Below are 22,625 nucleotides of genomic sequence, written 5' to 3' on the forward strand. Positions count from 1 at the left end.
GTGCCCGCACCCGCCCGCCCGACGCTGCCCCTGTGGGCCGCGGTCGTGGTCGCCTGCGGCGCCGGCTATGTCCTGACGCTCGCCTTCCCGGCGCTCAGCTGGTGGCCGGCGGTCTTCGTCGCGATCCCGCTGGCCCTCGTGACCCTGGTGGGTCGGCGCGCCGGGGGAGCGCTGCTGGTGGGCGTGGTCTTCGGGGCGGTGTTCTTCCTCGTGAACGTCTCGTTCACCGCGCGCTATCTGGGGCCGGTGCCGTGGATCGCGCTGTCACTGCTCGAGGCGCTGCTGACCGGGATCGCGGCGGTGCCGATCGCGCTCGCCTACCGCTGGACGCCCCGCGTGCTCCCCGGCCGCGTGGGCCGCGTGATCGTGCTGCCGCTCGTCGTGGCGGGCCTGTGGACGGCCCGCGAACTGCTGCTGGGCACGTTCCCCTACGGCGGCTTCCCGTGGGGCCGGATCGGCATCAGCCAGGCGAACGGTCCGCTCATCGCCCTCGTGTCGTGGACCGGCGTTTCGGGCCTGACGTTCGCGATCGTCTTCGTGTGCGCCGCGGCTCTCGAGGTCGTGCGCACCATCCGCACCCTGCCTGTGCTGGCGGCGCTCCCGGCCGTCGCGGTCGCCGTGCTGCTGGTCGTCGTGCCCGCCTTCCCCACGACGGATGCCGGCACGATCCGGGTCGGCGCCGTGCAGGGAAACGGGCCGAGCGGCTACTTCGATCAGCGCGACCGCGACGCCGTCATGAACGCGCAGCTCCAGGCCGGCGCGCCGCTGCTGGGCGAAGACCTCGACGTGCTGCTGTGGCCCGAGGGGGGCATGGACACAGACCCGACGAGCGACGCGGCGACCGCGGGCGCCCTCGATCTGCTCGCACGCCGGATCGACGCGCCGCTGCTCGTGACCGCGGCCACCCAGCGCGGCGACGAGTACTTCAACTCGGCCCTCCTGTGGGAGGCCGGCGCAGACGGTCCGGTGCAGACGTACGACAAACGGCATCCGGTGCCGTTCGGCGAGTACGTGCCCGACCGCTGGTTCTACAACCTGTTCGCCCCCGACCTCATCGGACTGATCCAGCGCGAGTACACGCCCGGCACCGCGGCGCCGGTGTTCGACGTGGGCGGGGTCCCGGTCGGGCTCGCCATCTGCTTCGACGTGATCTACGACGACGTGATCCGCGACGGCGCGGAGGGCGGCGCGACGGTGTTCATGTTCCAGACCAACAACGCAGACTTCCGCGGGACCGATGAGAACCTGCAGCAGCTCGCGTTCGCGCGGGTGCGGGCGATCGAGACCGGTCGGGCCGTCGTGAACCTCTCCACCGTCGGGACGAGCCAGATCATCGCGCCCGACGGATCCGAGATCGCGGGGATTCCCGTCGACACTGCGGGGGCGCTGCTGGAGGACGTTCCGCTTCGCACGGGAACGACGCCGGCGGTGATCCTCGGTGCCGCGATCGACGCGGTGCTCGGTTGGGGGAGTATCCTCGCGCTCGTCGTGCTGGGGCTCGCCTCCCGCCGCGCACACCGAACGGCGGTGCCGACCCCCGAGGGGATCGGCACCGCCGAGTCGATGCCGTAGGGCCGCTATGCGGCGGAGATGTTGGAGCCGCCGCGCCGAGACCTCAGCAGGGCGAGCCGCTCCTCGAGGAGCTCTTCGAGCTCGGGGATCGTACGCCGCTCCAGCAGCATGTCCCAGTGGGTGCGCGGGGCCTTGTCGCCGGAGTGGTCCACCTCGACGACCGTGCCGTCCACCCGCAGCACAGCCTCTGCACCGCACGTGCGGCACTCCCATGCCTCGGGCACCTCGGCGTCGACCGCAAAGGTCAGGACGTTCTCGCGTCCGCACTGGGTGCATACGTACGTGTGCTTCGTACGCTCGTGAAAGACGACGCCTTCCTCGCTCTGTAGGCTGGAGGCGCCGAGTCGGATGCCGCGCAAGTTGCGATCTGCCATTTTGTGGTCCTCTCGTCAGTCCTCAGGTATAACGCCGAGACCTGAGCACATCATCCGAACGCAGTCCGTGCATCGCCCTTTCACAGCCGATGCTCAGCGCCGGCCGGGAGCTTTCCGCCCGACACCTCGGATACCGGAACGACGCGGGATTTCAGAGGCGCGCACGGACCGTCGCGAGCGCCATGTCGGCGCGATCGGTGACGAGCCCGTCGACGCCCAGCTCGAGGAGCCGATGCATGTCGGCCGGCTCGTTCACCGTCCACACGTGCACCTCGACGCCGTGCCGGTGCACGGCCTGCACGAAGCCGCGGGTCACGATCGGCACGCCGTGCCGCTCGGGCACCTGCAGGGCGTCGACGCCGCGCAGCGCGCGCCCGACGAGGGCGGAGGAGCGCGTGACCGCGGCCGCGAGCACGCGTGCGACGGTGGCGCTGCCCGCAGACGTCGCCGGCTCCCCGCCGAGCGCCCACGCCGCCTCCAGCGCGGTTCGCCGACGCTGATCCGAGAAGCTCGTGATCAGCACCCGGTCGGCGTGGCGGGCGGCGAGTCGACCGACCGGCACCGCCGCCGCGGGAACCTTCACGTCGAGGTTGAACCTCAGGGTCGGGAACGCCGTGAGCGCTTGGGCCAGAGTGACCAGGCCCCCGCAGTCGGCCATGAGGCGTTCCAGCTCACCCGCGCCCACCTCGGACACCGGGCGGGGATCGCCGAGGACGCGGCCGAGGTCTGCGTCGTGGACGAGCACGACCTCGCCGTCGGCGGTCAGGTGGCAGTCGGACTCGACGTACACCGCGCCGAGCGCGTGCGCGGCCGCGAACGCGGCGAACGAGTTCTCGACGACCTCACGGGCCTCGGGTGGGACGAAGCCGCGGTGGGCGAGCACCCGCGGACGAGCGGATGCGCGGAACCAGGGATGGGTCACTCGTGCGCAGACGGCGCGGCCGGGGGAGTGCCGGGCGAGTCGGAGTCGGCGGCATCCGTCCCCTTGCCGGTGAAACCGGCGCTCAGGCCCTTGAGCGCCTCGGTGAACTCGCTCGGGATGATCCAGAGCTTGCTCGAGGCGCTCTCACTGATCTTCGGGAGCGTCAGGAGGTATTGGTAGGCGAGCAGCTTCTCGTCCGGTTTGCCGGCGTGGATCGCATCGAACACCGTCTGGATCGCGGTCGCCTCGCCCTCCGCCTTGAGGATCGCGGCCTGCTTCTCGCCCTCGGCGCGAAGGATGTCGGCCTGGCGGCGGCCCTCGGCCTCGAGGATCTGAGACTGCTTCGATCCCTCGGCGGTGAGGATCACCGCGCGGCGGTCGCGCTCGGCGCGCATCTGCTTCTCCATCGAGTCCTGGATGGAGTGCGGCGGGTCGATCGCCTTCAGCTCCACGCGGGAGACGCGGATGCCCCACTTGCCGGTGGCCTCGTCGAGGACGATGCGCAGCTGCCCGTTGATCTCGTCGCGGCTGGTGAGCGCCTCTTCGAGGTTCAGCCCGCCGACGACGTTGCGGAGGGTCGTCGTGGTCAGCTGCTCGACGGCGCCGAGATAGTTCGCGATCTCGTACGTCGCCGCACGGGCGTCGGTGACCTGGAAGTACACGACGGTGTCGATGGAGACCACCAGGTTGTCCTCGGTGATGACCGGCTGGGGCGGGAAAGAGACCACCTGCTCACGCATGTCGACGAGCGGGCGGAGCCGGTCGATGAAGGGCACCAGGAGGTTCAGTCCCGGGCTCAGCGTGCGCTGGTAGCGGCCGAGCCGCTCCACGACGCCGGTGTAGGCCTGCGGGATGATGCGGATCGCTCGGAAGAGCACGATCACCACGAAGACGGCGATGACCACCAGCAGGACGATGACGAAGATCCGGCCCGCGAGGGCCCCCAGCTCAACCATGGTCGGTGCTCCTTTCCGCGACGACCTCGACAGTGGCCCCGTGCACGGCCTGCACGACGACGCGGGACCCCACGTCGACGCCGACCCCGTCGCCGGACAGTCGCGCCGTCCAGGTCTCTCCGTTGTCGAGCTTGACCGATCCCGCGCCGTCGACGAACGGCGCCACGACCCGTGCGCCGATGCCGTAGAGGGCGTCGACGTTGGTGGGGATGAGCGCGCTGCTGCGGTGCAGGGCGCGCAGCAGCAGAGGACGGATCGTGAACAGCAGGAGCGCCGATGTCGCCGCCGCCGCGAGCACCTGGAACCACCAGGCCCCGCCGAGAAGATTGACGCCGAGCCCGCCGATCAGCGATCCGGCACCGAGCATGAGGAACGTGAGCTCGAGCGTGAGAAGCTCGACCACCAGGAACAGCACGGCCAACGACAGCCATGCGATCCAGAGGAACGGGGTCAGATCCGGCAGCACGGCCACTCCCTCCTGCAGCTGTCCTCGAACCCTAACATCCGGTGCGGACAGGCGGTCCGATAGGCTCGGAACGGACCCACGGCACGCCGGGTCCGTCCCCGAACGCCTCAGGAGCGACCTCCATGTCCCAGCCTCTGCCCGCCGGCGCTCTCGCCGGGAAGACCGCGCTCGTCACCGGCTCCTCGCGGGGCATCGGCGCCGACACCGTGCGCTACTTCGCCCAGGCCGGTGCGAACGTCGTGATCAACTTCCGCAACAAGGCCCCCCGCGCCGAGAAGCTCGCCGCCGAGCTGCGCGGCCTCGGCGTCCAGGTGCTCGTCGTGGGCGCGGACCTCACCGATCCGGTGTCCGTCCAGGAGATGTTCCGCGCCGTCGAGGAGGTCTTCGGCTGCCTCGACATCCTCGTGCTCAACGCCTCGGGCGGCATGGAGGGCGGCATGGCTGAGGACTACGCCCTCAAGCTCAACCGCGACGCGCAGGTGAACGTGCTCGAGACCGCTCTGCCGCTTCTCGGTGACGGATCGCGCGTCGTGTTCGTCACGAGCCACCAGGCACACTTCATCCGCACCACCCCGACGATGGACGCGTACGTCCCCGTCGCGCTCTCCAAGCGCGCCGGGGAGGACGCGCTGCGTGAGCGCATCCCGGCTCTGGAGGAACGCGGCATCGGCTTCGTCGTCGTCTCCGGTGACATGATCGAGGGGACGATCACGGCCACGCTCCTGGAGCGGGTGAACCCGGGCGCGATCGCGTCGCGCCGGGAGTCGGCCGGGAAGCTCTACAACGTGTCGGAGTTCGCCGCCGAGGTCGCTCAGGCCGCGGTCGACCCGGTGCCCGCGGACCACACGCGCCTCGTCGGCGACACGAGCTCGTTCGCGGGGGAGTAGGTCCCGGAGCTTCCTACCTGCCGAACGTGAACGCTCGGATGAGCTGGACGAGTCCGGTCGCGACGGCGGAGGTGCCGAGGAGCCACCACAACACCACCGCACCCCACAACGGGGAGAACAGCAGCATGACGCCCGCGAGGATCGTCAGGGACGCGAAGAAGACCGTCCAGCCCTTGGACGTGGCATCCGCCAGCGTCGACAGAGAGACGACGCCCTCGACCAGCCACACGATGCCGACCATCACGCCGATGAAAATGCCGAACCACTCGGTTGCGGCGGGCAGGTTCGTGAAGGCCACCACGCCGGCGATCACATAGAGCACGCCGAGCACGATGTGTCCGGTGCGCGACCAGCCGCTCTTCGACCGCGAGAATATTCCAAGACCGGCATATACCAGGCCCGCCGCGATGGCGTAGATGGCGACGATCGAGACCGCGACGAACGCCGTCCGTGCGGGCCAGACCAGGATCAGGATGCCGAGGATGAGCGACAGGACCCCGCCGATGCCGAGGGCGGTGCGGATGCCGTTCACAACGGACTTGTCGACGGCGAACTCGGACATGATGCGTCCCCTTCTTCGGAAGCGGCTGGTGGCCGGATTCCAGCGTAGACCGGGGCGGATCGCGCACGCGGACGCGACGCCGTATCGGCATGTCTTCGAGGTGCGGCGCCCGGCGGCCGCTCCGGGGGGAGGGGGAGGGGGACGACCGCCGGGCGCGAGAGGAGGGGATTGTCCGCACCTCGATTCTACGCGCCGCACCGTGGACGCGGCAGGGGTGGGTCGCGCGTCGGCGCCGTGCGCGGAGCGCACTCGCTTGGAGCGGCCTGGCGTGAGTGCGGAGCGGGCTTCTTCCTCACCGACCCGCTTTCTTCCTCGCGAGGTAGAATCGGGTTGTGGCGCTGAACATCAAGGACCCCGAGACCGACCGCATCGCCCGAGAGCTGGCTGCGGCGACGGGGGAGAGCATCACGGTTGCGGCACGCATCGCGTTGGAACAGCGTCTTCGGCGGGTGCGCGCACGTGCCGAAGAGCACGCTGTCCGAGACGAGCTCGAGGCGATCATCGCGCGCGGGCAGCGCCGGCATGTGATCGATGACAGCTCCGCCGAGACGATCATCGGCTACGACGAGCATGGGCTTCCGGCCTGATGGCCATCGTGGTTGACACCTCCGCCCTCGCGGCGGTCGTCTTCGGCGAGTCGGACGCGAGGGCGTACGCCTCGGTTCTCGCCGCGCAGACAGGCGACGTCAGTGTCAGCGCGGCAACCCTCGTCGAGGCTCGTATCGTCATCCACGGTCGTCAGGGCGTCGAGGCGGCTCGAGACCTCGAGCTGCTGCTGACACGGATCTCGGCCCAGATCGTCGCCGTCGATGAGACGCAGGCCGATCTGGCGGTCGCCGCCTGGCAACGGTTCGGCAATGGGCGACACGAAGCCGGTCTGAACTTCGGCGACTGCTTCTCCTACGCACTGTCGAAGCAGCTCGGAGCGCCCCTGCTCTACAAAGGCGACGACTTCGCTCGCACGGACGTCGCGTCGGCTCTCTGATACGGCTTCCACCGGCTCATCGGCGGCAGCGTCGAACTGGGAGAGACCCACCACGAGGCGATCGTCCGCGAGGTCGACGAGGAGCTCGGCGCGCGCATCCTCGACCTCGTCCACCTCGGTGTGGTCGAGAACATCTTCCGCATCGACGGAGAGCTCGGTCACGAGCTCGTCGCTCTGTACACCGGCCGATTGGTGCCTGCACCTGCCGACGAGGGGGGAACGCTCACCGAGTCGGACGGCTCTGTCGTCCCCGTCGTGTGGCGGCCGTTCGACGATGCCGGGCTGGCCGAGCCGCTGTACCCAGCCGCTGCGAACGAGTGGCTCCGCGACCTGTGCCGGTAGGCCCGACGGTTCATCGTCGCCGGTAGACGTCCGCGCGATGGTCGACATGGATCACGATGACGCGGACTTCCTCGTCATCGATCTCGTAGAGGATGCGGTACGGCCCGCGCCGAGCGCTGTAGAGACCGGCAAGCTCGCGTTCGAGGCGCTTACCGACTCTCTGGGGATTCCGCGCAAGCTCGCCGTAGACGAACTCCACGACCGCAGGAACGATCCGCGCCGGAATGCGCTGAAGGTCGCGAACCGCCGTAGAGGCGAAGACGACCTCATAGCTCATCGCTTGGGGATCCCGAATTGCTCGCGGATCTCGTGCTCGGTGAAACCGCCACCTGAGGCGATCTCCTCCCGAGCCGCGTTGATGTCCGCGGTGAGGTCCGCGCCCTGGCTCAGCCAGTAGACCCGCTCCTGCAACTCCTCCCACTCGTCGATCCCGACGAGCATCGCTGCCGGCGATCCGTTGACGGTGATGGCGATCTCATCGCGTGTCTTCCCAGCCGCCTCTACGAGTTCGCTGAGGCGAGCTTTGACCGAGGAGATGGGCAACGTCTGCATGATCTCATTATGGTCCGAATTCTGGTCTGGTCAAGACGCTCATCTCGTCAATGGGATCGCGCGTAACGCTGAGCGTCGAGTCACTGCTCCTTGTTCGAGTCACTGTGTTCGTGCACAGTGACTCGAAGATTGGGCAGTGACCGGACAACGCGGACAGTGCCTCGATCGTGGGCGACGCCGATCGTGAGCGAGGTCGGATCCGATAGCCGATAATGCACATTATGTCTATAAAGTTCACGAGTTGGTAACGGAGAATACTTGCGCGTATCCAGCCACAACGGGCTACCTGGTCTCAGCGAGCCGCAATGGCTGCGGGCACCCGAATCGCTTGATGAAAGGTGCAATCATGACAGGTCGACGTACGTTAGCTGCTCTACTCGCGATAAGCGCGCTTGTGCTCATCCCCTCGACCGTGGCGGCGGCCGCGTCAGAGGATGAGTCCTCCGATGCCACCACCTATATGCCGATGGTGGCGCGAGGATTCGACGCGGAGGTCGCAGAAAAGAACGGATTCCGAATCGTCACGAACGAGGACGGTTCTCAGCAGTCGATCCCCGTGACGGAGAAGGCCGCCGCGCTGCTCGCTGACGGTGAGCGCCTCCGCGCCGCCGCTCAGGGAACAGATGCGGCGCGAGCAGGCGGTGACTGCGGTACATCGTGGCTGTCAGGATCGAAGCTGGCCAACGACACCGTCGGTTTCACGACCGGATTCCAGGTCTACCTTGCGGTGTATGAACACGACTGGAAGGTGATCGCCACCGGGTTCTGGACTGGCGGAAACTGGACTACCAGCGGCTCTGGCCCTGTCTCCGGTTACAAGAACTGGCAGAGTGCCATCTACAACGTCGTGGGGCCTGGCATTGCTGGCGTTCCCTCGTACTCGTCCTCAGCCGCAGCCATCCTCGTCGACGGAACGGTGTGCTACTCGACGGGCCCCTCGTTCGCATTCGGGTGACTCCAACGTCGGGTGAGAACGCCGGATCAAGCTGGCGTCCTCACCCGATCGACGTCGTCGTCCCCCTCCCCGTACTGCACGAACGTGATCCCAATCTGAGTCCCCCGGTCGACTTCCGAACCAGGGATGCGATCCTGCGTCTCCACCAGGAACAGACCGGGCCACGTGCGCGACCTCAGCCCGGGGCCATCAGGGTCGCCGCTGGCCAGACTCAGACCCAGGCCGGCTGCAACTTCCTGAGCGATATCAACGGGCTGTCCAACCAGATCCGGAACAGTTACGCGCATCGTTTCTCCCTTCCAACTATCTGTGAGAGAATTCGAACAGACGAGCAGTCCTCTGTCCAGACCATTTTCGCTGTCGGCCAAAGAAGACCACCTCCCGCCTCATCCTCGAGGCCGAGACCGCGGGTTAACGTCGGTCGGTGCGCGGATTCAGTAGTGGAGAGAGCGCGGCCGGTCCAGAGTAGCCATCAGCGACCGCGAGGGTGCCGTCACAGCGGCGATAGTAGGCCGCGCGGCCTCCGAGCCAAGCCAGGAAGTCCGCGCCAGCAATGTCGTAGCGGATGTAGCCGTTCCGACGGGTGAACCCCGTGGTTGAGGATGCCGCCGCGAGAGGTTCTGGAGCCTCTGAGATACCGGTCGTGACGGGGTCTCGGCGGACCTGGAGCACGTTCGGACCGCGTACAGGCCTGATCATCGTCGGCACGGTGCTGCTCCTACTGGTGGGGACGACACTCGCAGCGGGACTGACATCTGTCGCGGATGAAAGTGGTCAGTACACCTTGGTCTGGATTCCCATCCCGAACGAGAGCGGGCTCGATGGGCTCGTCGTCACACGCACGGCCGCCGGCACCCGGGTCGCGCCAGCCGCTGCCCGCCTTCCCCTCACCGTGACCCGTCAGATCCGGGAGCTGATCACGAATGCCGAAGCCACCGGAGCGAGCCCTGACGACGTGATCGACGTGCTGCGCGTTATGTGGCGCACGACCGCCCACGGCGCTCCAGCACTCCTGAATGACGAGGGCGATGAAGATCGACCACTGTCTGCCGCCCTTCAGCCTTCATCGTCAAACCGGTGAGCCCGCCACTCCACTTGCATCCCACTTTGGGATGCAGCACGGTACCATGTCAGCATGAGTATTCAGATCGCTGTCCGGCTCCCCGATGACACTGTTGCTCGGCTCGACGAACTCGTTGCATCGGGCGACGCACCCAGCCGCACGGCGCTGGTATCGACAGCCATCGAGCGCGAGCTACGCCGTCGCGCCGCCGAGCGGGACCGCGCGATTCTCGAACGCGTGGGAGCGAGCGATGATCTCGACCCCCTCGTCGTGTGGGCGACCTCGCAGCCGCAGGTCGAGGACGACGATGCGTGAGATCTGCCTGGCACACGTCGACAAGACTCGACCGGTGCTCGTGCTGACCCGGGAACTGGCCCGTGGAGTCATGACGAAGGTGACAGTTGCACCGATCACCGCAACCGTGAAGGGCCTCAGCAGTGAGGTGCCCGTGGGACGTGAGAACGGTCTCGATCATGACTGCGCCGTGTCGATCGACAACGTTCTGACGATACCGACCGCAAGGCTGGGCAGAACCATCGGGTTCCTCACAGACGCACAAGAAGCACTGCTCGCCCGCGCCGCAGTGCTGGCCTTCGACCTGGACATCCCCTCGTAGTCGGTGCCGTCGGCAACCGTCGGGATGGGCTCGGCTCAGCCTGCCGATGGACAATCCGCCTGAGTACCGTCAGGGGCGCGGGCGGTCGTCGAGCGTCAGCTGCAAAGCTTACCGCACCCACTGAAGCGCGCGAGACCTCCCGTCTGCAACGTTTTCGAGGCTAAAGCGGTGCAGACGGGAGGTTTCGCGATGGCGGATGCTGCGGCGGTGAGCGTCGCGTGCGGCGGGGGCTTGACAGCCCACCCGGTGCCGCGCGAACCTCGGCGTGTGAGCCGTGTCCTGTTCCACACCGCCGTCACCCTCGACGGCTTCCTCGCCGACCCGGACGACTCCCTCGACTGGCTGTTCTCGGTGCCGGGCAGCGTGGAGGCCGAGGCCGACCTCACCCCGTTCCTCGACGGCGTGGGCGCCGTGGTCATGGGCTCGACGACCTACGACTGGCTGTGGCGCCACGAGCTGCGCGACGCACCCGAGCGGTGGCCCGAGTTCTACGCCGAACGCCCCGTGTTCGTCTTCACCGGGCGTGAGCTCCCCCGAGTCCCGGATGCCGACACCCTCCGCTTCGTGTCCGGCGAGGTCTCAGGGCTCTGGCCCGAGATCGACGCGGCCGCGGGCGACCGCGACGTGTGGATCGTGGGCGGCGGGGACCTCGTCGGACAGTTCGCCGACGCCGGTCACCTCGACCAGGTGCGGGTGTCGGTCGCGCCGGTCACCCTCGGCGCGGGGCGACCCCTCCTCCCCCGGCGGTTCGGGTCCGAGCGGCTGACGCTGGAGAGCGTGCGACAGAGCGGGCAGTTCGCCGAGCTCACGTACTCGTTCCGCTGAACCGTTTCGCATCCGGAGCGCGAGGAGAACATCCTCGCCGGCGGTTTTCGCGATGCGCGCGGCCATGGGTACGGTGGCATCCGTGAATCGGCCAGCATCCTCCGTCGCCTCCTCCGGTCCGAGCGCTCGCGCGTGGCTGATCTGGTGCGTCGGCGCGGCCGCCTACGTGTTGGCCGTCACGAACCGCGCATCGCTGTCGGCGGTGGGCGTGGATGCCGCGGCCCGCTTCGATGCGGATGCCGCCACGCTGTCGCTGTTCGCGGTGGTGCAGCTGGCGATGTACGGCGGCATGCAGATTCCCGTGGGCGTGCTGCTCGATCGTTACGGATCGCGACCGATCATGACGATCGGCATGATGATCATGGCGGTGGGGCAGCTGACGATGGCGCTGTCGCCGAGCGTCGGCATAGCGCTCGTCGCGCGGGTGCTCCTGGGCGCCGGCGACGCCGCGATCTTCCCCGGCGTGCTGCGGCTCATCGCCACCTGGTTCCCGGCTCAGCGGGGTTCGATGATGGTGCAGCTGACCGGCATCATCGGGCAGGGGGGTCAGCTTGTCGCGCTGATCCCCGTCGCCGCCCTCCTGCACGCGACGAGCTGGTCCGTCACCTTCGGCAGCGTCGCGGGCCTGGCCGCGCTGTTCACCGTGCTCCTGTTCGTCCTCATCCGCAACAATCCAGCCGGTGCCGCGCGCGACGTCAGCATCGACACCGATACCGGGGCGGTGCGCGTGGTCACCTCGGCGATCCAGGTCGAGCCCGGCGGCATCCGCGCCGCCTGGGCGCACCCGGGCACCCGGCTTGCCTTCTGGTCGCACTTCACGACGCCGTTCGCAGGCACCGCGTTCGTCCTCCTGTGGGGCATGCCGTTCCTCACCGCCGGTGAGGGACTCACCTCGGCCGACGCTGCGGCCATCGCAGCGACCTCGGTCCTTGTCGGCATGGTCCTCGGCCCCATCGTGGGCGATCTGTCCCGCCGTATCCCGCACCGGCGGTCGCGGGCGCTGGTGCTGCCCGCCGTCGGCGTCCAGGCGGCCGCGTGGCTCGCCGTGATCTGCTGGCCCGGGCACGCTCCGCTGTGGCTCCTGTATGCGCTCGCCGTCGCGCTTGCCACGGGCGGACCGGCATCCATGATCGCCTTCGACCACGCCCGCACGTACAACCCGGAGCACCGCTTGTCCACCGCGACCGGCGTCACCAATGCCGGAGGATTCCTCGCCGCGCTGGTCGCGATCTTCCTCATCGGTCTCGCCCTCGATCTGCAGGGCGCGGGATCACCCGCGACCTTCCGGCTCGACGCGTTCCGCATCGCCTTCCTCACGCAGGTGCCGCTGTGGGCGGTGGGCGCGACCTTCATCGTCATCGAGCGTAAGCGCACGCGCATCCGACTCGGGATGGACGGACCGCGCTCCTGACTCCAGCGTGCTTCCATAAGCCAGATTATGTATAATCGGCTTATGAAGATGGATGCCGCGACAGTCACCGCCACCGACGAGACCGCCATCCGCTTCACCCTCGTCGTGGAACGCCTTGTGCGCCATCTGCGCGCGGTCGCCTCCGCCGACGGCATGTCCACGACGGCTTCGTCGGTGCTCGCACGGCTCCGCGACTCCGGGCCGCAGCGCATCACCGTCCTCGCGCGCAGCGAGGGCGTCTCGCAGCCGGCGCTGACCCAGCTCGCCGATCGCCTGGTCACCGAGGGCTACGCCGTGCGGGTCTCCTCCCCCGACGACGGTCGCGTCGTGCTGGTCGACGTCACGGCGCACGGGCTCGCCGCCCTCGAGCAGCGCCACCACGATCGCGTCGCCCGCCTCGATGCGCTGGTCGCCGGCCTCGGCGACGACGACCGCGCGGCGCTCGAGGCCGCCCTTCCTGCGCTCGAGCGGCTGGTCGACATCGCTGCCGCGCGCAAGTGAACTCACTTCTTTCATCGATCCGTACGACAAGAGAGGAGCGTTCCGAGTGAACGCATCGCACGGCTCCGGTTCGAGCCTGCTGAGACAACCCCGCGCGGTGTGGGCCGTGGCCTTCGCCTGCGTCATCTCCTTCATGGGGATCGGCCTCGTCGACCCGATCCTGCCCGCGCTCGCCGAGGGACTGGAGGCCTCACCGGCCGAGGTCTCACTGCTGTTCACGAGCTACCTGCTCGTCACGGCGATCGCGATGCTCGGCGTCGGCTGGGTCTCCAGCCGCATCGGCTCGAAGTCTTCGCTCGTCGTCGGGCTCGCCCTCATCGTCGTGTTCGCCGCGCTCGCGGGCGCCTCCGAAACCGTCTCGGGCATCATCGGCTTCCGCGGCGGGTGGGGCCTGGGGAACGCGCTGTTCATCGCGACGAGCCTCGCCGTGATCGTGGCATCCGCCCGCGGCGGGTTCTCCGGCGCGATCGTGCTGTACGAGGCGGCGCTCGGCCTCGGCATCGCTGCGGGTCCTCTCGTCGGCGGACTTCTCGGCTCGATCAGCTGGCGGGGACCGTTCTTCGGTGTCGCGGTGCTCATGGCGATCGCGCTCGTGGCGACCCTGCTGTTCGTGCCGAAACTCCCTAAGCCGGAGCAGAAGCTGCCGCTGCGCGCACCGCTGGTCGCCCTCAAGCATCGGGGCCTGCTCACGATGGGCCTGGTCGCCCTGCTCTACAACTGGGGCTTCTTCACGATGCTCGGCTACGCGCCTTATCCGATGCACCTGGAGGCCATGCAGCTGGGCCTCGTCTTCACCGGCTGGGGCCTGCTGGTCGCGATCTTCGCCGTGCTCCTCGCACCGATGCTGCAGCGCCGCTTCGGCACCGCGGCCGTGCTGTACGCGAACCTCCTCGGGCTCGGCATCGTCATGGTCGTCATCGCCATGAACATCGACCATCCCGCGGTCGTCGTGGTCGCCGTCATCGCCAGCGGCGCGTTCATCGGCATCAACAACACCCTGACGACCCAGGCGGTCATGATGGTCTCGCCCGTCGAGCGGTCGGTGGCATCCTCCGCATACGGCTTCGTGCGCTTCCTCGGCGGAGGTCTGGCGCCCTTCGTCGCGGGGAAGATCGCGGAGGCGACCGGCGAGAGCATGTCGTTCCTCGTCGGGGGTGTCGCCTTCCTGATCGCGATCCCGGTGCTGGCATCCGGTCATCGGTTCATCACCGCTGCAGAGAAGGCGGCCGAGCAGGATGCCGGTGAGACGGTCGCCACGTCAGCGGTGGAGGTCATCCGGCCGATCGGCACCACCGCCGCGCCACCGGTCGTGGTCGCCGTGGGGTCGAGGGCGTCGGCATCCGCCGTCGTAGACGAGGCCGCCGCGATCGCCCGCCGCGAGGGAGCACCCCTGGAGCTCGTGCACGTGCGCGTGACGACCGTGGTGGCCGACCTCGCGATCACCCCGGAGTCGGAGGAGGATGCCGCCGACGCGATCCGCGAGCAGGTCGAACGCGTCAGCGACGGCGGCCTCGTCGTGCGCGGCCTCCTGCTGCACAGCCTCGGCGACCGCGGCGCCACCGCGGCAGCTCTGGCCCGGCACGCGCAGAGCGTCGGCGCGAGCACGTTCGTGATCGGCCGCGCCGCCGGCGACTACCTCTCCAAGCCCCTGCTGGCCGCCTTCGAGGGGGCGCCCCAGCGCTTGGTCATGGTCGAGGCCGACGCCGTGGGAGCGTGAGACCGACCGCGCTCACGTGCGCGGCGCCGGCATCCGTCGACCTGGCCCGAAGCGCCGCCGGACGCGACTCCGGCGACCAGATGCGCCAAGCCAGCCGGGTAGGGCCCGCTTCGCTGGGCGCATCCTGCCGCTTTCGGCCCCGCAGACGACACAACGGGCCAAGCGAAGCGCTTACGAACGCCTCCCGGATCCCGCGGCGTAGGGTGAAACAGTGGCCATCTTCGCCGACCGGGTCGATGCGGGCAGGCAGCTCGCAGCGACGCTGACAGCGTGGCGAGGGACGGATGCCGTGGTCCTCGGCATTCCGCGCGGAGGGGTCGTGGTCGCCGCGGAGGTCGCGCGGACGCTGCAGCTCCCACTGGGCGTCGCCGTCGCGCGCAAGCTCGGCGTGCCCTGGCACGAGGAGCTTGCGCTCGGCGCCATCGCCGACGGCGTGCGCGTCGTGAGTCCCGACGCGGTGCGCGGCAGCGGCGTGACCCCCGAGCAGCTGGCATTCGTCGAGGACGTCGAACGCGTGGAGCTGCGCCGCCGCGAGGAGCTGTTCGGCACGACGCTCGACCAGGTACGTGGACGCACCGCGATCGTCGTCGACGACGGCGTCGCGACCGGGGCCACCGCGACAGCGGCGTGCCAGGCGGTCCGTACACAGGGGGCCGTGCGCGTCGTGCTGGCCGTACCCGTTGCGCCCGCGCGATGGCGCAGCGAGGCCGGAGTCATCGACGAGGTCGTGTGCCTCCACCGCGAGGAGGACTTCTGGTCGGTCGGCCAGTTCTACGACGACTTCAGCCAGATCGCCGACGCCGAGGTCGTGCACCTGCTCGCCGGCAGCCACTGACACCCTCGAGTGCAGCTGCGTCAGCGGGGCGTGAGCGCCATCCTCAGGGTGTCGAGTCCGACCCCGCCCAGGCGAAGTGCCCTCATGTGGAAGCGCTTGATGTCGAAGTCGTCGCCGGCGGCCTCGCGGCACTCTTCGCGGATCTGCTCCCAGATGCGCTGCCCGACCTTGTAGGAGGGCGCCTGCCCCGGCCAGCCGAGGTAGCGATTGACCTCGAAGCGGATGAACTCGTCGGGCATGTTGACGTTGCGTCGCATGAACTCCAGTGCATAGCCCGCGTCCCAGACCCCGTCGCCGCTCGGGCGGGACTTCTGCAGGTGCACGCCGATATCGAGCACGACCCGGGCGGCCCGCATCCGCTGACCGTCGAGCATCCCCAGCCGGTCGGCAGGGTCGTCGAGGTAGCCGAGCTGCTCCATCAGCCGCTCCGCGTACAGCGCCCAGCCCTCCGCGTGGCCGCTCGTGCCGGCGAGCAGTCGCCGCCACGTGTTCAGCTCGGCGCGGTTGTAGACGGCCTGGGCGATCTGCAGGTGGTGTCCGGGAACGCCCTCGTGATAGACCGTGGTGAGCTCGCGCCACGTGTCGAACGAGGTCACGCCCTCCGGCACCGACCACCACATGCGACCGGGACGCGAGAAGTCGTCGGTGGGCCCGGTGTAGTAGATGCCGCCCTCGTGGGTCGGGGCGATCATGCACTCCAGCCGGCGGATGGGCTCCGGAATGTCGAAATGGGTGCGGCCGAGCTCGGCGACCGCACGGTCGCTGGTCTCCTGCATCCACCGCTGCAGCGCCTGGGTGCCGTGGAGCTTGCGGGAGGAATCGGTCTCCAGGAACGCGACGGCCTCTCCGACGGATGCCCCGGGCAGGATCTCGCCGGCGATCTGCACCTGCTCGGCGACCATGCGGGCGAGCTCCTCGACGCCCCACTCGTAGGTCTCGTCCAGGTCGATCCGGGCGCCGAGGAAGCGGCGGGAGTGCAACGCGTACAGGTCGCGCCCGACCGCGTCGGTCTCGCTCGCCGCCGGTGCGAGCTCGTCGCGCAGGAACAGCGCCAGTGCGTCGTACGCCGCGCGCGCCGCATCGGCGTGGTCGCCGAGCTCGCGCATGAGCGATGCCGGCAGCTCCCCCTCGTCCGGGGCCGCGTCGCCGACGAACGAGGCGAAGAAGCCGTCGTCGGCCGTGTAGCGCGCGATCTGGTCGACCACCTCCACGACCTGCCGGCGAGCGGGGACGACACCCGTCGCAATGCCCTGCCGGAGGGTGGCGGCGTAGCCCTCGAGTGCACTGGGCAGGGCGGCGAGCCGCGTCGAGACGACCGACCAGTCGTCGACGGTGGCGGTGGGCATGAGGTCGAAGACGCTCCGCAGATCCTGTGCGGGCGAGGCGATGACATTGACGTCGCGCAGCGCGCTCTGCGCCTCGTGCAGCTCGACCGACAGGCGCAGCTCGCCCAGAAGGTCGGTCTTGGTCAACTCGTCGACCTCGTCGATCGCCTCCGCCGCCTCGAGCGCGGCGATCGTCGCGGTGGTCGCCGCCAGCGACCTGTCGATGCCTTCCGGGGAGAGATCGTCGAGCCGGTCGTTGTACTCGAACCGGCCGATGTAGGTGGCGGTCGTCGGCGAGAGCGCGGCGACCGTGTCGACCCAGGCGTCGGCGATGCGGTCGATGGGCGTCGAGGGGCGCGGCGTGTCCGTCATCCTCCGAGCGTAACCGGAGGCCCCGGGCTCAGTGCCCGGCCTCGTTCCAGTCGCCACCGCGACCGATCTGCACGTCGAGGGGCACCGAGAGCTCTGCCGCATCGCCCATGCGCGCACGGACGATCTCCTCGGTGGCATGCCACTCCCCCGGTGCGACCTCGACGACGAGCTCGTCATGGATCTGCATCAGGACTCTGGAGCGCAGGTTCGCCGCCCGCAGCTCGCCATGGATGCGGAACAGGGCGATCTTCATGATGTCGGCGGCACTGCCCTGGATCGGGGCGTTCAGCGCCGCGCGCTCGGCGTTCTCCCGTAGCACTCGGTTGGGACTGGCCAGATCCGGGAACGGTCGTCGCCGCCCGAAGATCGTCTCGGTGTACCCGTCGATGCGGGCCTGCTCGACGCTGGCACGCAGGTAGTCGCGCACCGCACCGAAACGCGCGAAATACTCCAGCATGAGCTGCTTGGCCTCGGCCTGCTCGATGCGCAGCTGCTTCGACAGCCCGAAGGCCGACAGGCCGTAGACGAGGCCGTACGACATGGCCTTCACCTTCGTGCGCATCGCCGGTGTCACCTCGCCCGGGGCGACCCCGAACACGCGCGCACCGACGAAACGGTGCAGATCCTCTCCCGAGTTGAACGCCTCGATGAGCCCGGGGTCCTCGGACAGGTGCGCCATGATGCGCATCTCGATCTGCGAGTAGTCCGCCGTGAGCAGCGTCTCGTACTTCGCGCCCGCCTCGAACGCAGCGCGGATGCGTCTGCTCTCCTCGGTGCGCACCGGGATGTTCTGCAGGTTCGGGTCGGTGCTGGAGAGCCGACCGGTCTGGCTGCCGGTCTGCAGGTACGTCGTGTGCACGCGCCCGTCGGACGCGATCGCCGTGTCGAGCGATTCGATGATCTGACGCAGCTTGGTCGCCTCGCGGTAGCGCAGCAGCAGGTCGAGAAACGGATGCGGGTGGCTCTCCTGCAGGTCGGCGAGGACGGCGGCATCCGTCGAATACCCGGTCTTGGTCTTGCGGGTCTTCGGCAGCAGCAGCTGCTCGAACAGCACCTCTTGCAACTGCTTGGGCGAGCCGAGGTTCACCTCCCGGCCGATCGTGGCGTATGCGTCCTGCGCGATCGCGTCGGCGCGCTCGCCCAGCTCGGTCGAGAACGCGGAGAGCTTCGCGTGCGAGACCGCGACGCCGGCCAGCTCCATGTCGGCGAGCGCGTCGAGGGTGGGCAGCTCGATGTCGGTGAGCACGGATGCCACCGACACCGGAAGCTCGGCCCTGACCGCATCTGCGACGCGGAGCAGATACCACGACAGCTGACCCGGCGTCGCGCCCTCGGTCTCGGGCACGAGCTGGGCAGGATCGGCCTCGGGAAGTCTCTCGTCGAGGTAGCGGTCGACCAGATCGGCCAGACCCTTGTCGGGGAAGCTGGGGCGCAGCAGCCAGCCGGCCAGGATCGGGTCGAAGACGAGCCCGCGCAGGCGCACCCCGGCCCGGCGGAGCGCCTTCACCTGCGGCTTGGCGTCGGCGATGACCTTCGGCGCGTCGCCTTCCAGCCAGTCGCTGAGCGCAGCAGCGAGCTCCGGCGTCCACGTCGCCTCGACGGCGGTCTCGGCGGTCGCGAGGCCGATCCGATGAGGCATCCCGCCCTCGATCGTGAGCGTGACGCCGACCTCGCCCGCGGCGGCCGCCGCCCACGACGCCACGCCCGCGGCGTCGGGCTCGGCCGGTGTCGGTGCCGCCTGTGCGGGCGCCGACGAGGCCGCAGCCATCGCGGGGTCCGCCCCGGCGGCCTCGAACACGCGCGGCAGGAGCGTACGGAACTCGAGGCGGGCGAAGATGTCGCGGACGGCCTGGGCATCGATGGGCTGGACCGCGAGGTCGGCGGGCCCGACCCCGAGCTCGACGTCGCGCAGCAGCCGGTTCAGCGCCCGGTTGCGGCGGACGTCGTCGAGATGCTCGCGCAGGTTGCCGCCGACGACGCCCTTGATCTCGTCGGCGCGCTCCAGGAGCGCGTCGAGCGAGCCGAACTGGGTGAGCCACTTGACCGCCGTCTTCTCGCCGACCTTCGGCACGCCCGGCAGGTTGTCGCTCGTCTCGCCCACGAGGGCGGCGATGTCGGGATAGTTGTGCGGAGGCAGGCCGTACTTCTCCAGGACGGTCTCGGGCGTGTAGCGGCGCAGCTGCGACACGCCCTGAACGCTCGGGTAGAGCAGTGTGACACGGTCGGTGACGAGCTGGATCGTGTCCCGGTCGCCGGAGCACACCAGCACGTCGTAACCGAGTTCGGCTCCCTGCGTGGCGAGGGTGGCGAGGATGTCATCGGCCTCGACATCCTCCTTCGTGAGCACCGGCACGCTCATCGCCGCCAGGCACTCCTGCAGCAGCGGGATCTGACCCTTGAACTCGGCCGGCGACTCGGACCGGTTCGCCTTGTACTCGGCGTACTCGCGGGTGCGGAACGAGTACCGCGAGGTGTCGAACGCGACCGCCAGGTGGGTCGGCCGCTCCGCCTTGACGAGATTCACGAACATCGAGAGGAAGCCGTAGATGCCGTTGGTGTGCTGGCCGTCCTTCGTGGTGAAGTTGTCCACCGGGAGCGCGAAGAACGCACGGTATGCCAGGGAGTGGCCGTCAACGACCAGAAGGGTAGGCTTTGCGGAGTCCGTCACCCTGTCAGCCTAGCCAGGGGCGGCGACACCCCGATCGACCGAGCGGAGCGCACGATGGCAGCCGACCCCTCCCCCGTCGACGGACTGGCCTGGGCGGAGCGTCGAGGGCTCGGCGCTCTCGCCGAGAAGATGGGCATGCGCCTCGTGGAGTTCTCCGTGGAGCGCTCGGTCGCCACGATCCCGGTGGCGGGCAACACCCAGCCGGTCGGCCTGCTGCACGGAGGGGCGTACGTCGTGCTCGGCGAGTCTCTGGGGTCGATGGCGGCCAATCTGTACGCCGGTGCCGGGCGCCTCGCCGTGGGAGTGGACATCAACGCCACGCACACCCGCTCGGCCACGAGCGGGATCGTGACCGGCGTGTGCACGCCGATCCACCTCGGCCGCACGATGACGGTGCACGAGATCGTCGTGACCGACGATCAGGGGCGGCGCTGCTCGACGATCCGGATCACCAACCTGATCAGGGAGGAGTCCGTCAGCTCTTCTTCGGGGCGAGCTGCTCGATGATGGCCTTCGCGACATCCTGCATCGTCAGGCGGCGGTCCATGGATGCCTTCTGGATCCAGCGGAACGCCTCCGGCTCGGTCAGGCCCATCTTCTCGTTGAGAAGCCCCTTCGCGCGGTCGACGAGCTTGCGGGTCTCGAAGCGCTCGACCATGTCGGCGACCTCCGCCTCCAGGGCGATGATCTGGTCGTGACGAGCCAGGGCGATCTCGATCGCCGGCAGCAGGTCGCTCGGCGTGAACGGCTTCACGACGTAGGCCAGTGCACCGGCCTCGCTGGCGCGCTCGACGAGCTCCTTCTGACTGAAGGCGGTGAGCAGCACCACCGGTGCGATGCGCGCCCGGCTCAGCTTCTCGGCCGCGGAGATCCCGTCGAGCACCGGCATCTTGACGTCCATGATGACAAGGTCGGGACGCAGCTCGGTGGCCAGCTGCACGGCCGTCTCACCGTCGCCCGCCTCGCCGACGACATCGAACCCGTTGTCCCGGAGGATCTCGGTGATGTCGAGACGGATGAGCGACTCGTCTTCGGCGACGACGACGCGGCGCGGGGCGGCGGCAGTGGAGGCGGCGGTGGGCTCTGACTCTGTCACCCTATGAATCCTACGGTATGGTCGTTCGCGGACGTGCGCCGGTGTGGCGGAATGGCAGACGCGACCGACTCAAACTCGGTTGCCCGCAAGGGCGTGTGGGTTCGACTCCCACCACCGGCACAGGCTACCGCTCCGCTTTGTAGATGGGAGCGGCGCCGTGGACGGCGTCGCCGACGCGGTGCACGCGGATGTCATTGGTCGACCCCACGGTGCCGGGAGGCGAGCCGGAGATCACGACGACCTTGTCGCCCACCTCGGCGAGGTCGTTCGTCAGGAGGAAATCGTCCACCTGGATGAACATGCGGTCGGTGTGGGCCACCCGCTCCACGAGTGTGGACTGCACGCCCCACGTCATCGCGAGGCGACGACGGATGCCGGGAAGCGGCGTGAACGCGTACATCGGGATCTTCGAGCGCAGCCGGGACATACGGCGCACGGAGTCGCCCGACTCGGTGAACACGCACAGATACTTCGCGTTCACGAACTCGGCGACCTCGTTCGCCGCCAGCGTGATCGCTCCGCCCTGCGTGCGCGGCGTGGCCGTCATCGGCAGGATGCGCTCCAGGCCGTGGTCCTCGGTCGACTCGATGATGCGGGCCATCGTCTCCACGACGATCACCGGGTACTCGCCGACGCTCGTCTCGCCGGAGAGCATGACGGCGTCGGCGCCGTCGAGCACGGCGTTGGCGACGTCGCTGGTCTCCGCGCGCGTGGGCACCGGGCTGGAGATCATCGACTCGAGCATCTGGGTGGCCACGATCACCGGTTTCGCCATGCGACGGCACAGCTCGACCGCCTCCTTCTGGACGATCGGCACCGCCTCCAGCGGAAGCTCCACGCCGAGGTCGCCGCGCGCGACCATGATGCCGTCGAACGCGTCGATGATGCTCTCGAGGTTCGCCACCGCCTGCGGCTTCTCGATCTTGGCGATGACGGGGATGCGTCGCCCCTCCTCCGCCATGATCGCGTGCACACGCTGGACATCCTTGGCATCGCGCACGAAGGACAGAGCGATGATGTCGACTCCGACCCGCAGCGCCCACCGAAGGTCCTCCTCGTCCTTCAGCGACAGCGCAGGGACGTTCACCGCGACGCCGGGCAGGTTGATGCCCTTGTTGTTGGAGACGGACCCGCCCACGACGACCTTCGTCGTCACGGCGGTGCCGTCGGTCTCCAGCACCGTCACCCGGACCTTGCCGTCATCGATGAGGAGCGTATCGCCGGGAGCGACGTCGCCCGGCAGCCCCTTGAACGTCGTGGAGACGATGTCCTTCGTTCCGGGGATGTCTTCGATGGTGATCGTGAAGATGTCGCCGGGTTCCAGCTCATGCGGACCGTCCTCGAACCTCCCGAGCCTGATCTTCGGCCCCTGCAGGTCGACGAGGATCGCCACGGCGCGATCGGCATCGGCGGAGGCCTTGCGCACATTGGCGAGGTTGTTCTCATGCACCGAGTAATCGCCGTGACTCAGGTTGAAGCGGGTGACGTCGACGCCGGCGTCGATGACTGCTCGCACCATCTCGTAGGTCGATGTCGCGGGCCCGAGGGTGGCCACGATCTTCGCGCGTCTCACGTGAGTGACTCCGGTTCGTTCGATTCGGTTGCCATGCGGTCTGCCCCAGC

Annotated in this window: 27 protein-coding genes and 1 tRNA gene; 16 read left to right on the plus strand and 12 right to left on the minus strand. The window is 68.9% G+C overall.

Going from position 1 to position 22,625, the window contains the following annotated elements; translation table 11 throughout:
• Positions 1-1,572: an apolipoprotein N-acyltransferase gene (gene lnt, locus QM641_RS01325; protein ID WP_415112679.1), complete on the plus strand. Its 1,572-nt coding sequence runs from the start codon at positions 1-3 to the stop codon at positions 1,570-1,572.
• Positions 1,573-1,577: 5 nt separating this feature from the next.
• Here the strand turns inward: lnt and QM641_RS01330 are convergent, their stop codons facing one another.
• The 4 genes from QM641_RS01330 to QM641_RS01345 all read right to left on the minus strand — a co-directional run bounded on the left by QM641_RS01330 (position 1,578) and on the right by QM641_RS01345 (position 4,296).
• Complete coding sequence (locus tag QM641_RS01330; RefSeq protein ID WP_415112681.1) at positions 1,578-1,946, minus strand: RNA polymerase-binding protein RbpA; 369 nt, start codon at positions 1,944-1,946, stop codon at positions 1,578-1,580.
• Positions 1,947-2,097: 151 nt separating this feature from the next.
• Positions 2,098-2,868: a glycerophosphodiester phosphodiesterase family protein gene (locus QM641_RS01335; RefSeq protein ID WP_415112683.1), complete on the minus strand. Its 771-nt coding sequence runs from the start codon at positions 2,866-2,868 to the stop codon at positions 2,098-2,100.
• Positions 2,865-3,824, minus strand: a complete 960-nt coding sequence (locus QM641_RS01340; protein ID WP_415112686.1) for an SPFH domain-containing protein — start codon at positions 3,822-3,824, stop codon at positions 2,865-2,867. The genes QM641_RS01335 and QM641_RS01340 overlap by 4 nt, the downstream gene beginning before the upstream one ends.
• Complete coding sequence (locus tag QM641_RS01345) at positions 3,817-4,296, minus strand: NfeD family protein (protein ID WP_415112688.1); 480 nt, start codon at positions 4,294-4,296, stop codon at positions 3,817-3,819. The genes QM641_RS01340 and QM641_RS01345 overlap by 8 nt, the downstream gene beginning before the upstream one ends.
• A 116-nt stretch (positions 4,297-4,412) precedes the next feature.
• Between QM641_RS01345 and QM641_RS01350 the strand changes: the two genes are divergently transcribed.
• On the plus strand, positions 4,413-5,177 hold the full coding sequence (locus QM641_RS01350; protein WP_415112690.1) for an SDR family oxidoreductase: 765 nt from the start codon (positions 4,413-4,415) through the stop codon (positions 5,175-5,177).
• Between the two features lie 13 nt (positions 5,178-5,190).
• Here the strand turns inward: QM641_RS01350 and QM641_RS01355 are convergent, their stop codons facing one another.
• Positions 5,191-5,739, minus strand: coding sequence for an HdeD family acid-resistance protein (locus QM641_RS01355; RefSeq protein WP_415112692.1), 549 nt, complete (start codon positions 5,737-5,739; stop codon positions 5,191-5,193).
• Between the two features lie 332 nt (positions 5,740-6,071).
• Between QM641_RS01355 and QM641_RS01360 the strand changes: the two genes are divergently transcribed.
• From QM641_RS01360 to QM641_RS01370, 3 genes are read left to right on the plus strand one after another with little or no spacing between them, the layout of a single operon-like run.
• Positions 6,072-6,326, plus strand: a complete 255-nt coding sequence (locus tag QM641_RS01360; protein ID WP_415112694.1) for a type II toxin-antitoxin system VapB family antitoxin — start codon at positions 6,072-6,074, stop codon at positions 6,324-6,326.
• Positions 6,326-6,724: a type II toxin-antitoxin system VapC family toxin gene (locus QM641_RS01365; RefSeq protein ID WP_415112696.1), complete on the plus strand. Its 399-nt coding sequence runs from the start codon at positions 6,326-6,328 to the stop codon at positions 6,722-6,724. Before QM641_RS01360 ends, QM641_RS01365 begins: the two co-directional genes overlap by 1 nt.
• A gap of 18 nt (positions 6,725-6,742) precedes the next feature.
• A complete protein-coding gene (locus QM641_RS01370; protein WP_415112774.1) occupies positions 6,743-7,066 on the plus strand; it encodes an NUDIX domain-containing protein in 324 nt (107 codons plus the stop codon).
• Positions 7,067-7,076: 10 nt separating this feature from the next.
• Here the strand turns inward: QM641_RS01370 and QM641_RS01375 are convergent, their stop codons facing one another.
• Positions 7,077-7,343, minus strand: coding sequence for a type II toxin-antitoxin system RelE family toxin (locus QM641_RS01375; RefSeq protein WP_415112698.1), 267 nt, complete (start codon positions 7,341-7,343; stop codon positions 7,077-7,079).
• Complete coding sequence (locus QM641_RS01380; protein ID WP_415112700.1) at positions 7,340-7,618, minus strand: type II toxin-antitoxin system Phd/YefM family antitoxin; 279 nt, start codon at positions 7,616-7,618, stop codon at positions 7,340-7,342. The genes QM641_RS01375 and QM641_RS01380 overlap by 4 nt, the downstream gene beginning before the upstream one ends.
• Before the next feature lie 331 nt (positions 7,619-7,949).
• Between QM641_RS01380 and QM641_RS01385 the strand changes: the two genes are divergently transcribed.
• Positions 7,950-8,573 carry a hypothetical protein gene (locus tag QM641_RS01385; protein ID WP_415112702.1) on the plus strand — a complete coding sequence of 208 codons (624 nt, stop codon included), beginning with the start codon at positions 7,950-7,952 and terminating at the stop codon, positions 8,571-8,573.
• A gap of 26 nt (positions 8,574-8,599) precedes the next feature.
• Here QM641_RS01385 and QM641_RS01390 read toward each other — a convergent pair whose 3' ends face one another.
• Entirely contained in the window at positions 8,600-8,860 is a 261-nt protein-coding gene (locus QM641_RS01390; RefSeq protein ID WP_415112776.1) for a PASTA domain-containing protein, read from the minus strand.
• Between the two features lie 422 nt (positions 8,861-9,282).
• Here QM641_RS01390 and QM641_RS01395 point away from each other — a divergent pair, with 422 nt between their 5' ends.
• The 8 genes from QM641_RS01395 to QM641_RS01430 all read left to right on the plus strand — a co-directional run bounded on the left by QM641_RS01395 (position 9,283) and on the right by QM641_RS01430 (position 15,541).
• Positions 9,283-9,654, plus strand: a complete 372-nt coding sequence (locus tag QM641_RS01395; RefSeq protein WP_415112704.1) for a hypothetical protein — start codon at positions 9,283-9,285, stop codon at positions 9,652-9,654.
• A gap of 54 nt (positions 9,655-9,708) precedes the next feature.
• Positions 9,709-9,951, plus strand: coding sequence for a ribbon-helix-helix domain-containing protein (locus QM641_RS01400; protein WP_415112706.1), 243 nt, complete (start codon positions 9,709-9,711; stop codon positions 9,949-9,951).
• Positions 9,944-10,252 carry a type II toxin-antitoxin system PemK/MazF family toxin gene (locus QM641_RS01405; protein WP_415112708.1) on the plus strand — a complete coding sequence of 103 codons (309 nt, stop codon included), beginning with the start codon at positions 9,944-9,946 and terminating at the stop codon, positions 10,250-10,252. Before QM641_RS01400 ends, QM641_RS01405 begins: the two co-directional genes overlap by 8 nt.
• Positions 10,253-10,519: 267 nt before the next feature.
• Entirely contained in the window at positions 10,520-11,077 is a 558-nt protein-coding gene (locus QM641_RS01410; RefSeq protein WP_415112710.1) for a dihydrofolate reductase family protein, read from the plus strand.
• 82 nt (positions 11,078-11,159) lie between these two features.
• Complete coding sequence (locus QM641_RS01415; RefSeq protein WP_415112712.1) at positions 11,160-12,488, plus strand: MFS transporter; 1,329 nt, start codon at positions 11,160-11,162, stop codon at positions 12,486-12,488.
• A 42-nt stretch (positions 12,489-12,530) separates the two neighbouring features.
• Positions 12,531-12,989, plus strand: coding sequence for a MarR family winged helix-turn-helix transcriptional regulator (locus QM641_RS01420; RefSeq protein ID WP_415112714.1), 459 nt, complete (start codon positions 12,531-12,533; stop codon positions 12,987-12,989).
• Positions 12,990-13,035: 46 nt separating this feature from the next.
• Positions 13,036-14,706: an MFS transporter gene (locus QM641_RS01425; RefSeq protein ID WP_415112716.1), complete on the plus strand. Its 1,671-nt coding sequence runs from the start codon at positions 13,036-13,038 to the stop codon at positions 14,704-14,706.
• A gap of 211 nt (positions 14,707-14,917) precedes the next feature.
• Positions 14,918-15,541 (plus strand): phosphoribosyltransferase, encoded by a 624-nt coding sequence (locus QM641_RS01430; protein ID WP_415112718.1) that lies wholly within the window; start codon positions 14,918-14,920, stop codon positions 15,539-15,541.
• Positions 15,542-15,561: 20 nt separating this feature from the next.
• Here the strand turns inward: QM641_RS01430 and QM641_RS01435 are convergent, their stop codons facing one another.
• Both QM641_RS01435 and polA read right to left on the minus strand, forming a co-directional pair.
• Positions 15,562-17,238, minus strand: coding sequence for a DUF885 domain-containing protein (locus QM641_RS01435; protein WP_415112720.1), 1,677 nt, complete (start codon positions 17,236-17,238; stop codon positions 15,562-15,564).
• A 28-nt stretch (positions 17,239-17,266) separates the two neighbouring features.
• Positions 17,267-19,906, minus strand: a complete 2,640-nt coding sequence (polA, locus tag QM641_RS01440; RefSeq protein WP_415112722.1) for a DNA polymerase I — start codon at positions 19,904-19,906, stop codon at positions 17,267-17,269.
• Positions 19,907-19,960: 54 nt separating this feature from the next.
• Between polA and QM641_RS01445 the strand changes: the two genes are divergently transcribed.
• A complete protein-coding gene (locus tag QM641_RS01445) occupies positions 19,961-20,413 on the plus strand; it encodes a hotdog fold thioesterase (protein WP_415112724.1) in 453 nt (150 codons plus the stop codon).
• On the opposite strand, the gene QM641_RS01450 is transcribed toward QM641_RS01445, so the two are convergent.
• Positions 20,382-21,002 carry an ANTAR domain-containing response regulator gene (locus QM641_RS01450; RefSeq protein ID WP_415112726.1) on the minus strand — a complete coding sequence of 207 codons (621 nt, stop codon included), beginning with the start codon at positions 21,000-21,002 and terminating at the stop codon, positions 20,382-20,384. The two genes, QM641_RS01445 and QM641_RS01450, sit on opposite strands and share 32 nt — an antisense overlap.
• A gap of 37 nt (positions 21,003-21,039) precedes the next feature.
• Here QM641_RS01450 and QM641_RS01455 point away from each other — a divergent pair.
• Positions 21,040-21,122 (plus strand) — tRNA-Leu (locus QM641_RS01455).
• A 4-nt stretch (positions 21,123-21,126) separates the two neighbouring features.
• Here QM641_RS01455 and pyk read toward each other — a convergent pair.
• Complete coding sequence (pyk, locus tag QM641_RS01460) at positions 21,127-22,575, minus strand: pyruvate kinase (protein ID WP_415112728.1); 1,449 nt, start codon at positions 22,573-22,575, stop codon at positions 21,127-21,129.
• Between the last annotated feature and the right edge of the window lie 50 nt (positions 22,576-22,625).

Origin of the sequence: Microbacterium sp., assembly GCF_047605725.1 — a bacterium.
In the GTDB taxonomy this organism is placed as follows: domain Bacteria; phylum Actinomycetota; class Actinomycetes; order Actinomycetales; family Microbacteriaceae; genus Microbacterium.

Coding starts and splice junctions, on each gene's coding strand:
- QM641_RS01365 (WP_415112696.1), top strand. CDS start 6,326: ATGGCCATCGTGGTTGACACCTCCGCCCTCGCGGCGGTCGTCTTCGGC.
- QM641_RS01340 (WP_415112686.1), bottom strand. CDS start 3,824: ATGGTTGAGCTGGGGGCCCTCGCGGGCCGGATCTTCGTCATCGTCCTG.
- QM641_RS01375 (WP_415112698.1), bottom strand. CDS start 7,343: ATGAGCTATGAGGTCGTCTTCGCCTCTACGGCGGTTCGCGACCTTCAG.
- QM641_RS01435 (WP_415112720.1), bottom strand. CDS start 17,238: ATGACGGACACGCCGCGCCCCTCGACGCCCATCGACCGCATCGCCGAC.
- QM641_RS01380 (WP_415112700.1), bottom strand. CDS start 7,618: ATGCAGACGTTGCCCATCTCCTCGGTCAAAGCTCGCCTCAGCGAACTC.
- QM641_RS01350 (WP_415112690.1), top strand. CDS start 4,413: ATGTCCCAGCCTCTGCCCGCCGGCGCTCTCGCCGGGAAGACCGCGCTC.
- QM641_RS01445 (WP_415112724.1), top strand. CDS start 19,961: ATGGCAGCCGACCCCTCCCCCGTCGACGGACTGGCCTGGGCGGAGCGT.
- QM641_RS01385 (WP_415112702.1), top strand. CDS start 7,950: ATGAAAGGTGCAATCATGACAGGTCGACGTACGTTAGCTGCTCTACTC.
- QM641_RS01390 (WP_415112776.1), bottom strand. CDS start 8,860: ATGCGCGTAACTGTTCCGGATCTGGTTGGACAGCCCGTTGATATCGCT.
- QM641_RS01400 (WP_415112706.1), top strand. CDS start 9,709: ATGAGTATTCAGATCGCTGTCCGGCTCCCCGATGACACTGTTGCTCGG.
- QM641_RS01330 (WP_415112681.1), bottom strand. CDS start 1,946: ATGGCAGATCGCAACTTGCGCGGCATCCGACTCGGCGCCTCCAGCCTA.
- QM641_RS01420 (WP_415112714.1), top strand. CDS start 12,531: ATGAAGATGGATGCCGCGACAGTCACCGCCACCGACGAGACCGCCATC.
- QM641_RS01355 (WP_415112692.1), bottom strand. CDS start 5,739: ATGTCCGAGTTCGCCGTCGACAAGTCCGTTGTGAACGGCATCCGCACC.
- QM641_RS01405 (WP_415112708.1), top strand. CDS start 9,944: ATGCGTGAGATCTGCCTGGCACACGTCGACAAGACTCGACCGGTGCTC.